Consider the following 12,002-nt stretch of genomic DNA (forward strand, 5'->3'; position numbering starts at 1 on the left):
GATGGCAGGCCAGTATTTCGAGGACCTCACCGTGGACCGGCACTTCCGCCATCCGCTGACGCGCACGGTGAGCGAAGCGGACAACACGACGTTCAGCCTGATGACGATGAACCCGCAGCCGCTGCACATCGATGCCCATTTCTCGGAAGGCACCGAATGGGGGCAGCGCCTGTTCAACTCGTTGATGACGCTGGCGATCATGATCGGCATGTCGGTTCAGGACACGACGATGGGCACCACCGTCGGCAATCTAGGCATGACTGACGTGCAGTTCCCCAAGCCCGTCTTCCACGGCGACACGCTGCGCAGCGAGACGCGGGTAGTTGCAGCCCGCGAGAGTCGCTCGCGCCCCGATGTCGGGATCGTGGAGTTCGAGCATAGCTGCTTCAACCAGCATGGCGATCTGGTGGCCCACTGCCGCCGCACCGCGATGATGTGGAAGCGGAAGGACGGATGATGCGGTCCCTTCTGTTCGTTCCCGGCGACAGCGCCCGCAAGTTCACCCGCGCCCGTGAGGGTGCCGCCGACGCGCTGATCCTGGACCTTGAGGATTCCGTTGCCGCCGCCCAGAAGGATGCGGCGCGCGGGATCACGCAAGAGATGCTGTCGGCAGAGCGCAGCGCGCAGGCGCTCTATGTGCGGGTCAACGCCCTCGACAGCGGGCGCACCCTCGGCGATCTGGCAGCAGTCATGCCGCAGCGGCCCGATGGCATCGTGCTGCCCAAATGCTCGGGTGCCGCCGATGTCGCGCAGCTTGCGCATTATCTGGATGCGTTCGAGGCGGCAGCCGGCCACGCGGCCGGAGCAACGCGGATCATCGGGGTTGCGACCGAGACGGCGCAGTCGATCTTCGGTCTGGGCAGCTATCAGGGCGCAAGCCCGCGCCTGCTGGGCCTCATCTGGGGCGGCGAGGATCTTGCGGCCTCGCTTGGCGCGACCGAGAATAATGTGGACGGCGTCTTTACCGGCCCCTTCGTGCTGGCGCGCAACCTGTGCCTGATGGGCGCGGCGGCGGCCGGGATCCTGGCAATCGACACGGTCAGCACGCGCATCAAGGATCTTGAGCTGGTCGAGGCAGAGGCGCGGGCGGCGCGGCGCGATGGTTTTGGCGCCAAGGCGGTGATCCATCCCAGCCATGTCGACATCGTCAACCGCGCCTTCACGCCCACCGGGGCCGAAGCGGCCTGGGCCGAACGGGTGGTTGCGGCGTTTCAGGAGGATCCGCAGGCCGGCGTCGTGACCATAGACGGCAAAATGATCGACAAGCCGCATGAACGTGCGGCGCAGAAGATCCTCGCGGCGCTTCGACGCTGACGCCACAGGCGGCGAGGACGGACGGAATGGGAGGGGAGGCCCGGAACAGATGCAGAATTTCACGACAGACAGGCCCGATACGGGCATCTCTGCGGCTCTCGCGCGCGCTGAAACCGCACTCGTCTTCCTGTCCGGGATCGCGCTGGCGATCATAATGGTGGTCGTCGTTACCGACGTCACCATGCGCTATGTGCTGCGAAGCCCGCTGGGGTGGAGCTATGACCTGATCGGCACCTATCTGATGGTCTGCGTCTTCTTCTTCGCGCTGTCGGACACGCTGCACCAGCACGGCCACATCTCCATCGACATCTTCGCCCATGCGCTGCCGCGCCGGTTCACCCATGCCTCGCTGGCAGTGGGCTACGCCCTGTCCTCCGCGTTGCTGGCGATGATCGCCTGGCAGGCGTGGTATCGGACATCGGCCGCCTTTTCGGCGAACAACCTGATCAGTGCCACCGTGCCCTGGCCGACCTGGCCGTCCTATTTCATGCTCTGTGTCGGATCGGCGTTGATCACGCTGCGCTGCACCCTGCGGACCGTCGCCCATGCCGCCTCGTTCGTCACTGGACGCGAGATCGCCAACATGCCGCCGCCCCCCAACACGGGCCCCAGCGAAACGGAGCATGGCGAATGACCGTCCTGATCGTCCTTCTGATCCTCACCTTCTTTCTGGTCGTCGGGCTGCCCGTCGCCCTGTCGATGGCAATCTCGGGCGCATCGGGCCTCTACATGCTGGGCGGGATGCAGTTCCTGACCGGCATCTTGAGGACCTCTCCGCTGTCCACCGCCAACAGCTACGAGATCATCACCATCCCGATGTTCATCCTGATGGCCGAGTTCGTCATCATCTCGGGCGTCGCCAATGACCTGTTCCGTTCTGCCAGCATCTGGGTCGGGCGGCTGCGCGGCGGGCTGGCGATTGCCACGGCGTTCGCGGGGGCCGGGTTTGGCGCAATCTCGGGCTCTTCGACGGCCGCAGCCGCGACGCTTGCCTCCACCTCGATGCCGGCGATGCTGCGCGAGGGCTATGATCCCAAGCTGGCGGGCGGCGTCGTGGCCATCTCTGGCACGCTGGCGATGCTGATCCCGCCGTCGATCGCGCTGATCCTCTATGGCATCATTGCCGATGTGGCGATCGGCGACCTGCTGATCGGCGGCGTCATCCCCGGGCTGATCGTGACGCTGGCGATTGTCCTGACGGTGGTCGTCATCCTGCAGATCGACCCTTCCGCCGCGCCGACCGGGCGTGCCTATCCGATGCGGGAAAAGCTCGCCTCGCTGCAGAAAGTCGGGCCGATGCTGGTTCTGCTCATGGCCGTCAGCGGGTCGATCTACTCGGGGCTGGCGACTCCCACCGAGGCAGCAGGGCTTGGCGCCTTCGTGGCCATGCTCATCGCCCTGTGGTCGCGCAAGCTGACGGTGGCGGGGTTCTGGCATGCGCTGCGGTCCACCGCGCAGACCAGCTGCATGATCCTGTTCATCATCCTTGGCGCGCATGTCTTCGGCTATTTCCTGACCTTGTCACGCGTCACCAACGACCTGAGCGCATGGATCGGCGCGCTTCAGATGTCGGCGACGATGATCATGGTCATCATCCTGATCGGCTACCTGATCCTTGGCTTCTTCATGGACCAGATCGCCATCCTGATCCTGACCGTGCCGGTGATGCTGCCAGTCGTGATGCAGCTTGGCTACGACCCCGTGTGGTTCGGGGTCATGGTCGTCGTCACGGCCGAGGTTGGCATGGTCACGCCGCCGATGGGCATGAACGTGTTCGTCGTGGCCCGATATACGCGAAGACCGCTTGGAGAGTTGTTCCGCGGGGTCATGCCCCATGTCTTCGCGCACCTGATCGTCATCGCCTTGTTGCTGGCATTTCCGGCCCTTGTCCTGTGGCTGCCCTCGACGATGTGACGATACCGCACCGCACCAACCAACTTAGGGAGAAGTAGAATGGGACGTCATCTGAACACGCCTTTCGCCGCGGCCGCGCTTTGCAGCGTTGCGGCCCTGACATCGGGGGCCGCATCGGCCGAAACCCTGCGCGTCGCCGACAGCTTTCCGGTCGGCCATTACATCGCCGAGAACCTGACCAAGGTCTGGATGGACCGGGTCACCGAACTGACAAACGGCGAGATCGAGTTCGAGTACTACCCGGCCGAGCAGATGGGGAAATCGAAGGACCTGATGTCTCTGGCCCAGACCGGCGTGGTCGATATCGGCTATGCCGGCGTGTCCTATCTGGCCGACAAGCTGCCGCTTGCGGGCGTGGGCGAACTGCCCGAGGCGTTCACCCAAGCCTGCCACGGGACCGGCGCCTTCTGGAGCATCGCCAAGCCCGGCGGCCCCCTCGATCAGGCGGAGTTTGCGCCGCAGGGCGTGCGGATGCTGTTCGTGATGGTGCTCCCGCCCTATCAGGTGATGACGGCCAGCAAGGAGATCACCGGCGCCGACAGCTTCCGCGGCATGAAGCTGCGCGCGACCGGCGGCACCAAGGAGATCGCGGTCGAGCTGATCGGCGCCACGCCCATCGCGATCCCCGCGCCCGAAACCCGCGAGGCGCTGTCGCGTGGCACCATCGACGGCGTGCTGTTCCCGCATTCCAGCGCCTTGCCCTATGGCCTCGCCCCTGAGCTGAAATGGGGGACGCAGGACATCAACTTCGGCTCGTTCGTGGCAAGCTATGTGATCAGTGAACAGCGCTGGCAGCAGCTGTCGCCAGAGGTTCAGAAGGCGATGACCGACGCGGCAGAGGAAGCCATCCCCTCGGCCTGCGCTATCGCCGAGGATCTGGACCTCGAGGACAAGCAGAAGATGGTCGACGAGGGCGTGACCTTCGTATCGCTGCCCGAGGCCGACAAGGAGAAGATCGAGGCTGACCTTGCCGGCATCGGCGAACAATGGGCCGCGGATCTTGATGGCCGCGGCCTTGCGGGCACCGAGATCCTGACCGCCTTCCGCGAGGCGCTGGACCAGCAGGCCGGCGCGACCCAGTAAGGCGCTTTTCCCCCCCGTCGTCCGGCCGCCGGCCGGGCGACGTCCCTTGCAGCGAACGGGCTCGTCTTGACACAGAATTCCCACGGTGAAGCGTTGCCCGGCCGTTCGGTTGCTGTCATGGCGGGGATCGTCGTGGCGACCGGCTTCCTGTTCAACTTCGTCGCGCGCGGGGTCATCGACACCTACATGGTGTTCATTCTGCCGCTGGAGGCCGAGTTTGCCTGGAGCCGCTCGACCCTGACCGGCGTTTATTCCGCTTATCTGGTTGTCGCGGGCCTGATGTCGCCCGTCGCCGGCACCTTACTGGACCGATGGGGGCCGCGCTGGACCTACGGCATTGGTCTGGCGGTTCTGGCGGGAGGCATGGGCGCTGCCTCGACGACGACTGCGCTGTGGCAGATCTATGTGTTCCACGGCGTATGCGGGGGCATCGCGGCGGCCTGTCTTGGCATCGTGCCGGCCGCGGCGCTGATCGGGCGCTGGTTCGACCGCAAGCTGAGCCTCGCCATCGCCTTTGCCTATGCCGGGTTCGGCTCCGGCATCCTGGTGATCGTGCCGCTGGCGCAGGGGCTGATCGATGCGGACGGTTGGCGCGCGGCCTACCGGACGCTGTCGCTTGCCTTGGTGGCGCTGCTGCCGGTGCTGCTGATCCTGCCCTGGGGACGGATCGCGCGCGGGGATCCGGCGCTGATGGCGGCGCGCGGGCAATTGCCGCCTGACGCCGTCGGCTCTGTTGCGCCGCCCGCTTCGGCGGTATCCGAGAGGGGCTGGACCATCGCCTCGGCCATGCGCACCCCCGAATTCTGGCTGCTGGTGCAGTGCTTCTTCTTCACCGCTTGTTCCACTTACAGCGTGGTCGTGCAGACGGTCACCTTCCTCGTGGACGAGGGCTATCCTCCGCTCGAGGCGGCCTTCGCCTTCGGGGCCTCGGGGATGCTGTCCATCGTCGGCGTCCTGACATCGGGCTGGCTGGCAGCCCGCAAGGGGTTCCGCTTCACCGTCACGCTGTCCTTTGCCGCAACGCTGGTCGGGATCCTTGCGCTGCTGAGTTTCTCGTATCTGCCTGCCGCCGGTCTGGTGCTGGTCTATGTGCTGGCCTTCGGGGTCAGCCAGGGCGCGCGCGGCCCGGTGATCTCGACCCTGTCCGCCCGGATCTTCGCCCGCGGTCAGGTGGGCGCGATCTTTGGCGCGATCTTCATGACCATGTCCTTTGGCTCGGCGCTTGGGGCGTGGATCACCGGCTTCCTGCACGACCTGACGGGCGATTATCGCGCCGCCTTCCTGTTCTCGGCGGCAAGCGTGATCGGCGCGGTGTCGCCATTCTGGTATTCCAAGCGTTTGCGCGATCCGGGGCCACTGCCTTGGCCCGCCGACGGCAAAATGAGAGGAGAGACTCCATGAAACTTCTTGGCGAAGGCTTTCACTGGGACGAGCTGACGGTCGGCGACAGTTTCCGCACCTTCGGGCGCACGGTGACAGAGACCGACATCGTCAATTTCGTATCCGCTGTGGGGATGCTGGAATCGCTGTTCCTCGATGCGGAATACCGCGCTGCGCATTCGGCGATTGCCGGACGCCCGGCCCCGGCGGCGCTGGTCTATGCGCTGGCGGAGGGCCTGACGCTGAACGCGACGGCGCAGGGCACGGGGCTGGCCTTCCTGCATATGGAGCTGAATGTCGAAGGGCCGGTGATGCAGGGCGACACCATCCATGTCGAGATCGAGGTGATCGAGGTCCGCGCCGCCAGGAAGGACAACCGCGGACTGGTGCGCACGCGCAACCGCATCGTCAACCAGCGCGGCGAATGCGTCATCACCTACACACCGCTGCGCCTGATGGCTGGGCGCGGCCAGAGCGAGGCATAGGCGGCATGACCGGGACCATCTGCATCGTCGGGTCGGGCCACAGCAGGTTCGGCAGGCGGGATCAAAGCCTTGAACAGCTGATTGTCGAGGTCACGCGGGAGGCAGTCGAAGAGGCCGGCATCGCGCCCGGCGATATCGACGCGGTGTTCTTGGGGCATTTCAACTCTGGCCTCGTGTCGGACGGGTTCGCCTCGTCGCTGATCCTGCAGGCCTATCCCGAGATGCGTTTCACTCCGGCGATGCGCGCAGAGAATGCCTGCGCCTCGGGGTCGGCGGCGATCCATGCCGGGATCAACACGCTGAAGGCCGGCAAGGCCCGGACCGTGCTGGTGGTGGGCGCCGAAAAGATGACCCATCGCACCACGGAAGATGTGACGACGGCGCTGGCGGGGGCGGGCTACCAGAACGACGAGGCCGAGCGCGGCCTCAGCTTTCCGCAGGTCTTCGGCCTTGCCGCGGGGCACTATACCGACCGCTACGTCAGCCCGCTGGACGCCATGGCGCGGATCGCGGTCAAGAACCACGACAACGCCATGCTCAACCCGCTGGCGCATATGCAGCGGCGGTTCACCTTCGAAGAGACGAGCCAGGTCACCAACAAGAACCCCGAAATCGCGCCGCCGCTGCGCCTGACCGATTGTTCGCTGGTGACCGACGGCGCCGCCGCGGTGATCCTGACTACCGAGGAGAATGCCGCCAGCTTCGCCAGGGTCGCCCGCTTCCGCGCCGCCGTGCATGTCAGTGATTTCCTCCCGATGTCCTCGCGGGATTTTCTGGCCTTTGAAGGACCAGAGCGGGCGTTCCGCATGGCCTATGACGAGGCCGGGGTCACGATTGGCGACCTGCAGTTTGCCGAAGTGCATGATTGCTTCACCATTGCCGAGCTGCTGACCTATGAGGCGATGGGGCTGACGCCGAAGGGCGAGGGCGCCCGGGCGCTGGAAGAGGGCACTGTCTACCGGGACGGGGCGCTGCCGGTGAATCTGTCGGGCGGACTCAAGGCCAAGGGGCATCCGGTCGGCGCGACGGGCGTTTCGATGCATGCGGTCGCCTACCGGCAATTGACCGGGCAAGCCGGCGGGATGCAAAAAGCTGGTGCCAGGATAGGGATGGTCTTCAACATGGGCGGATCCGCGGTGGCCAACTACGTGTCGATCCTGGAAACACAGAGAGCTTGAGCCGATGAACCTTGCCAACTGGCTTCATCAGACCGGCTTAGTGCGGCCCGGGGCTCCTGCCCTCCGATCCGGCACGCAGTTGCACGCCACCTATGCCGAATTCGCGTTTCGCAGCTCGGCCATCGGCAGGTGGCTGGGCGCGCGGCACGGCATCGGCAAGGGCGACCGTGTCGCCATCTTCACCAGGAACTGCCCGGAATATCTCGAGATACTATATGGCGTCCTCTGGATCGGGGCCGCCGTGGTGCCGATCAACCACAAGCTTCACCCGCGCGAGGCTGACTGGATCTTGCGAAATGCCGAGGCCAAGCTGGTCCTTACAGGCACCGGCGCAGTCTTTTCCGACGACCTGCCAAGCCCGTGCCACGAGATCGCGATCAACGGGGCGGAGCTGGTGCAGGCCGTCGCCTGCGCGCAGCCCGACAGCTATCGGCCGCCCGTCCCGGCAGAGGACGGTGCCCTTGCGTGGCTGTTCTACACCTCGGGCACCACGGGCCGGCCCAAGGGCGTGATCCTGACCCACCACAACCTGCGGATGATGGCGACGACCTATGCGCTCGATGTGGACCCGGTCCTGCCGCAGGACCACTCGCTCTATGCCGCGCCGATGTCGCACGGGGCCGGGCTCTACAACTTCCAGTTCGTCCGCGCCGGTGCCTGCCATGTGATCCCCGAGTCCCGCGGCTTCGATCCCACCGAGATCCAGGCATTGGGTGAGGCTCTGGGTAACCTCGTGTTCTTCGCCGCGCCGACAATGGTGAAGCGGCTGGTCAGCCATGCTGCGCGGGCCGGCTTTTCTGGCGAGGGGATCCGCACCATCATCTATGGCGGCGGGCCGATGTATACCGCCGATCTGGAAGAGGCCCTGCGGGTGCTGGGCCCCAAGTTCGCCCAGATCTACGGTCAGGGCGAAAGCCCGATGACCATCACCGCGATGAGCCGCGCCATGGTCGGCGCAGACGATCACCCGAACGCCGCCAGCCGCCGCGCCTCTGTCGGGATCGCGCAGTCCTGCGTCGAGGTTCGGGTGGTGGATGCGCAGATGCAGGAGGCGGCGACCGGCGAGGTTGGCGAGGTGGTCGTCCGTGGCGATACCGTCATGGCCGGCTATTGGCGCAACCCCGAGGCGACGGCGGCCGCGGTGGTGGATGGCTGGCTGAAGACCGGCGATCTTGGCCGGTTCGATGCGGATGGCTTCCTGACCCTGACCGACCGCAGCAAGGACGTCATCATCTCGGGCGGCACCAACATCTACCCGCGCGAGGTCGAGGAGGCGCTGCTGACCCATCCGCAGGTGTTCGAGGCCTCGGTGATCGGCCAGCCCCATCCGGAATGGGGCGAGGAGGTGGTGGCCTTCATCGTGCAGACTGGCGAGGATCTTGCGACGGCGGACCTCGATGACTGGTGCAAGGCGCAGATCGCGTCGTTCAAGAAGCCCAAGCGCTATGTGTTCGTGCTCGAGCTGCCCAAGAACAGTTATGGCAAGGTGCTTAAGACCAGCCTTCGCGCGCAGCTTGCAGACGGCCAGCCGGCCGGTTTGGCCAGCGGCGTGAATGATGATGAAAGGGTTTAGATGAAGGTCTCAGACGCGGTCGCAAGCCGCATGTCCGTCCGTGCATTTCTCGATACACCCGTCGATGGCGCGCTGCTGCGCCGGATCGTCGCCGAGGCCGCGCGGGCCGCCTCGGGCGGCAATCTGCAACCCTGGGTCGTCCATGTTCTTGCCGGGGATCCGCTGCGGGACTTCCTGTCCCGGATGAAGCTGCGGCTGGCCGAAGCAGGGCCGGGGGAGACCGAGTTCCCGATCTATCCGCCAAGTCTCAAGGAGCCCTACCGAAGCCGGCGCTTCGAGATCGGCAAGCAGATGTATGATTGCATGGGCATCGCCTATGAAGACAAGTCCGCGCGGCTGGCCTGGCTGGCGAACAACTATGCGTTCTTCGGTGCCCCGGTCGGTATGTTTTGCTATGTCGACCGAGACATGGGCGCGGCGCAATGGTCCGATCTGGGCATGTATCTGGCAACACTGGCCCTGCTGCTGCGCGAGGCCGGTCTTGATTGCTGCTTTCAAGAGGCCTGGGCCCGGTATCACCCCGAGGTGGATGCCGCAGTCGCACCCGCGCCCGGGCACATGCTGTTTTGCGGTGTCGCTATCGGTCACCGCGACCCGGACGCCCCGGTCAATGGACTGCAAAGCACCCGGGCGCCACTGGACGAGTTCGCCACCTTCCGCGGGATATAGGTCAGCTATCGGGAAGATCCGGCGAATCTGCGGGAGACCCGCGACTGGTACCATGGGGTCTTCGCGCGCCTGTCCGGATCAACGCCCGACGCTCCGGGCGCGCGCGTGGCCATTCTGGCGGTCGAGGGCCTTTTCCTCATGCGCATCAATGGCATTGATGATGAGGGCGCTTGGGCCGATCTTCTGGGCGATGTCGAGACAACCCTGCGGCATTTGGCCGTGTCGAAGTCCGCAGACCTCGAATAGCGTGAGTCATCTGCCACAGCGCTGCGTCCAGCGACGCTTGTGCACGACATTCCCCCATTCGCTACGCTGCGGAAGAACGGCCGCACTGCACCGACAGGCATTGTCGCCGGCAAAGCAGGAAGCCAGAGCGGCATGGCAACCAAGAGAGTAGGCTGCCATGCGCCACAGGGCGCAACACCGACCTCAGAACAGCAGAGGCGGAATGAGCCCCTCCGGCAGGCGCAGGGTCATGGCCCAGGTGATGCCGCTGATGAAGGCAACCGCCCCCATCGTCAGAAGCCCAGCATTCAGCGGTCGGGCCTTTCCCGCGATGATCAGGAAGGCTGGAAAGAACAGCGCCATGGCCGGCACAAAACCGATCAGCCAGACCAGTCCGACCAATGCTGCAAAGACCGCCAGATACAATTCGCGTCCAGACCAGGCCCCCGCGACTGCGCCGGTTGCATCGTCATCATGGATCTCGGCGACTTGGCCGCGGCGGATGCTGAACACCACGCCCAGGGCCCCTGCCAGCGCGAGGATGCCGATGGTCAGCGGGAACACCATGCCGAGAAAGCTGAGGCCGATACTCTCCACCAGACAGAACGCCGCGGCGGCGACCAGAACTCCGGCGAAGGCCATCTGGCGTCCTCGGGTCTGTTGGTCCGCCTCGTCGCTGGCGCCTTCGCTCGAGACTTCGGCCCCATAGCGCAGGCCCAGAAAGACCGACACGACGGTGATGATGCCGATGATGATGACACCGGGACGCATCAGCCAGTCCATGCCGTAGAACTGCACGGCCTGATACAGATAGCCCTCTGCCCCTGGCGCCAGGACGAACCCGATGAGCAGCGCAGGGCGTGGCCAACCAAAGCGACGCATGTAGATGCCGACCGCGCCCATGACGATCAGTGCGACCAGATCCGCCATCGACCGCGAGGCCTGGAATGCCGCGAACATGGCAATCATCACCATGAACGGGGCCAGGTAGACGAAGGGCACCTGCGTCAAGCGCGCGACCTGACGGGCCATCAGCACGCAGAGCGCGGCGCCGACGACGTTGGCCAGGGCCAGCGACCAGACGATCGTATAGGTCAGGTCCAGGCGCGTCTCGACCATGGTCACACCGGGTTGGATGCCCAACAGCACCATGCCGCCCAGAAACACCGCCATGGACCCGGATCCGGGCACGCCGAACAGAAGCGTCGGGATCAGGGCTCCACCCTGACAGGCATTGTTGGCGCTTTCCGGCGCGATGACGCCGCGCACGTCGCCCTTGCCGAACTGGCTGCGGTCCTTGCTGGTCTGCACGACATGGCTGTAGGCAATCCAGTCCACGACCGCCCCGCCCAGACCGGGCAGCGCCCCGATCACGCAGCCCAGACTGGCGCAGCGCGCCACCAGCCACGGATGGCCCAGCACGTCGCGCACGCCCCGCATCCAGCCACCGCCCAAGGGGGTGCTGTTCGAGATGGCAGTGCCGCGTTTCAGCAAGTCGATGATTTCGGGAATGGCGAACAGTCCCATCGCGACGACGACCAGCGGCACGCCGTCATACAGGTAGTCGATGCCCAGGGTCATGCGCGCCTCGCCGGTCGCAGGCGCGGTGCCGATGGCGCCGATGACCAGACCAAGCCCCGCAGCGGCGACGCCCTTGGTCAGGCTGCGACCTGACAGGACCGCAACCATGGACAGGCCGAACAGGGTCAGCATGAACAACTCGGCCGACGAGAAGGACAAGACCAGCGGGCGGGCCATCACGATGGCGATCGACAGGACCAGCGCGCCGATCAGCCCGCCCAGAAGCGAGCTGGTGAAGGCCGCCGACAGCGCTCGCGCCGCCTCGCCGCGCTTGGCCATGGGGAAGCCGTCAAGCACCGTCGCCTGACTGGCGCTGGATCCCGGGATCCCCATCATGACCGAGGTGAACGTGTCTCCAGTGGGGATCACCGCGACCATGCCGATCAGCATCCCAAGGGCTGCGGCGGGCTCCATGCCATACAGGAACGGCAGCAGGATCGACATTCCGGCAATGCCGCCCAGACCGGGCAGGATGCCCACGATCAGGCCCACCAGAACGCCAAGGACCAGAAAGGTCAGGTGGCCTGTGGACATGACCTGACCGAGCGCCGAAAGGGCAATATCGAACATCGTGGTTTCCTCCCCCACATGCGGTGCGGC

Annotated in this window: 11 protein-coding genes and 1 pseudogene; 11 read left to right on the forward strand and 1 reads right to left on the reverse strand. The window is 65.6% G+C overall.

What is annotated here, in order from left to right:
- The first annotated feature begins 1 nt into the window (after window position 1).
- The 11 genes and pseudogenes from GVY41_RS00890 to GVY41_RS20240 all read left to right on the forward strand — a co-directional run.
- Window positions 2-457, forward strand: a complete 456-nt coding sequence (locus GVY41_RS00890; protein ID WP_161342451.1) for a MaoC family dehydratase — start codon at window positions 2-4, stop codon at window positions 455-457.
- The gene (locus GVY41_RS00895) at window positions 457-1,314 is read left to right on the forward strand and encodes an HpcH/HpaI aldolase/citrate lyase family protein (RefSeq protein ID WP_161343090.1); all 858 of its coding nucleotides are present in this window, start codon (window positions 457-459) and stop codon (window positions 1,312-1,314) included. Before GVY41_RS00890 ends, GVY41_RS00895 begins: the two co-directional genes overlap by 1 nt.
- Before the next feature lie 49 nt (window positions 1,315-1,363).
- Entirely contained in the window at window positions 1,364-1,948 is a 585-nt protein-coding gene (locus GVY41_RS00900; protein ID WP_161342453.1) for a TRAP transporter small permease, read from the forward strand.
- Window positions 1,945-3,228 carry a TRAP transporter large permease gene (locus tag GVY41_RS00905; protein ID WP_161342455.1) on the forward strand — a complete coding sequence of 428 codons (1,284 nt, stop codon included), beginning with the start codon at window positions 1,945-1,947 and terminating at the stop codon, window positions 3,226-3,228. The genes GVY41_RS00900 and GVY41_RS00905 overlap by 4 nt, the downstream gene beginning before the upstream one ends.
- A gap of 39 nt (window positions 3,229-3,267) precedes the next feature.
- Complete coding sequence (locus GVY41_RS00910) at window positions 3,268-4,311, forward strand: TRAP transporter substrate-binding protein (RefSeq protein WP_161342457.1); 1,044 nt, start codon at window positions 3,268-3,270, stop codon at window positions 4,309-4,311.
- A 117-nt stretch (window positions 4,312-4,428) separates the two neighbouring features.
- A complete protein-coding gene (locus GVY41_RS00915; protein ID WP_161342459.1) occupies window positions 4,429-5,712 on the forward strand; it encodes an MFS transporter in 1,284 nt (427 codons plus the stop codon).
- Entirely contained in the window at window positions 5,709-6,176 is a 468-nt protein-coding gene (locus tag GVY41_RS00920) for a MaoC family dehydratase (protein WP_161342461.1), read from the forward strand. The genes GVY41_RS00915 and GVY41_RS00920 overlap by 4 nt, the downstream gene beginning before the upstream one ends.
- A 5-nt stretch (window positions 6,177-6,181) precedes the next feature.
- Entirely contained in the window at window positions 6,182-7,354 is a 1,173-nt protein-coding gene (locus GVY41_RS00925) for an acetyl-CoA acetyltransferase (protein ID WP_161342463.1), read from the forward strand.
- Between the two features lie 4 nt (window positions 7,355-7,358).
- Complete coding sequence (locus GVY41_RS00930; protein WP_161342465.1) at window positions 7,359-8,927, forward strand: class I adenylate-forming enzyme family protein; 1,569 nt, start codon at window positions 7,359-7,361, stop codon at window positions 8,925-8,927.
- The gene (locus GVY41_RS00935) at window positions 8,928-9,596 is read left to right on the forward strand and encodes a nitroreductase (protein ID WP_161342467.1); all 669 of its coding nucleotides are present in this window, start codon (window positions 8,928-8,930) and stop codon (window positions 9,594-9,596) included.
- Between the two features lie 24 nt (window positions 9,597-9,620).
- Window positions 9,621-9,842, forward strand: a pseudogene (locus tag GVY41_RS20240) (hypothetical protein); the annotation flags it as partial.
- A gap of 183 nt (window positions 9,843-10,025) precedes the next feature.
- On the opposite strand, the gene GVY41_RS00945 reads toward GVY41_RS20240, so the two are convergent.
- Complete coding sequence (locus GVY41_RS00945; protein ID WP_161342469.1) at window positions 10,026-11,972, reverse strand: tripartite tricarboxylate transporter permease; 1,947 nt, start codon at window positions 11,970-11,972, stop codon at window positions 10,026-10,028.
- Between the last annotated feature and the right edge of the window lie 30 nt (window positions 11,973-12,002).

Source organism: Frigidibacter albus (assembly GCF_009908165.1).
Taxonomy (GTDB): Bacteria; Pseudomonadota; Alphaproteobacteria; order Rhodobacterales; family Rhodobacteraceae; genus Frigidibacter; species Frigidibacter albus.

What these genes read in the sequence shown, in the direction of transcription:
- GVY41_RS00890 (WP_161342451.1), top strand. Translation starts at nt 2, where the DNA reads ATGGCAGGCCAGTATTTCGAGGACCTCACCGTGGACCGGCACTTCCGC.
- GVY41_RS00895 (WP_161343090.1), top strand. Translation starts at nt 457, where the DNA reads ATGCGGTCCCTTCTGTTCGTTCCCGGCGACAGCGCCCGCAAGTTCACC.
- GVY41_RS00900 (WP_161342453.1), top strand. Translation starts at nt 1,364, where the DNA reads ATGCAGAATTTCACGACAGACAGGCCCGATACGGGCATCTCTGCGGCT.
- GVY41_RS00905 (WP_161342455.1), top strand. Translation starts at nt 1,945, where the DNA reads ATGACCGTCCTGATCGTCCTTCTGATCCTCACCTTCTTTCTGGTCGTC.
- GVY41_RS00910 (WP_161342457.1), top strand. Translation starts at nt 3,268, where the DNA reads ATGGGACGTCATCTGAACACGCCTTTCGCCGCGGCCGCGCTTTGCAGC.
- GVY41_RS00915 (WP_161342459.1), top strand. Translation starts at nt 4,429, where the DNA reads ATGGCGGGGATCGTCGTGGCGACCGGCTTCCTGTTCAACTTCGTCGCG.
- GVY41_RS00920 (WP_161342461.1), top strand. Translation starts at nt 5,709, where the DNA reads ATGAAACTTCTTGGCGAAGGCTTTCACTGGGACGAGCTGACGGTCGGC.
- GVY41_RS00925 (WP_161342463.1), top strand. Translation starts at nt 6,182, where the DNA reads ATGACCGGGACCATCTGCATCGTCGGGTCGGGCCACAGCAGGTTCGGC.
- GVY41_RS00930 (WP_161342465.1), top strand. Translation starts at nt 7,359, where the DNA reads ATGAACCTTGCCAACTGGCTTCATCAGACCGGCTTAGTGCGGCCCGGG.
- GVY41_RS00935 (WP_161342467.1), top strand. Translation starts at nt 8,928, where the DNA reads ATGAAGGTCTCAGACGCGGTCGCAAGCCGCATGTCCGTCCGTGCATTT.
- GVY41_RS00945 (WP_161342469.1), bottom strand. Translation starts at nt 11,972, where the DNA reads ATGTTCGATATTGCCCTTTCGGCGCTCGGTCAGGTCATGTCCACAGGC.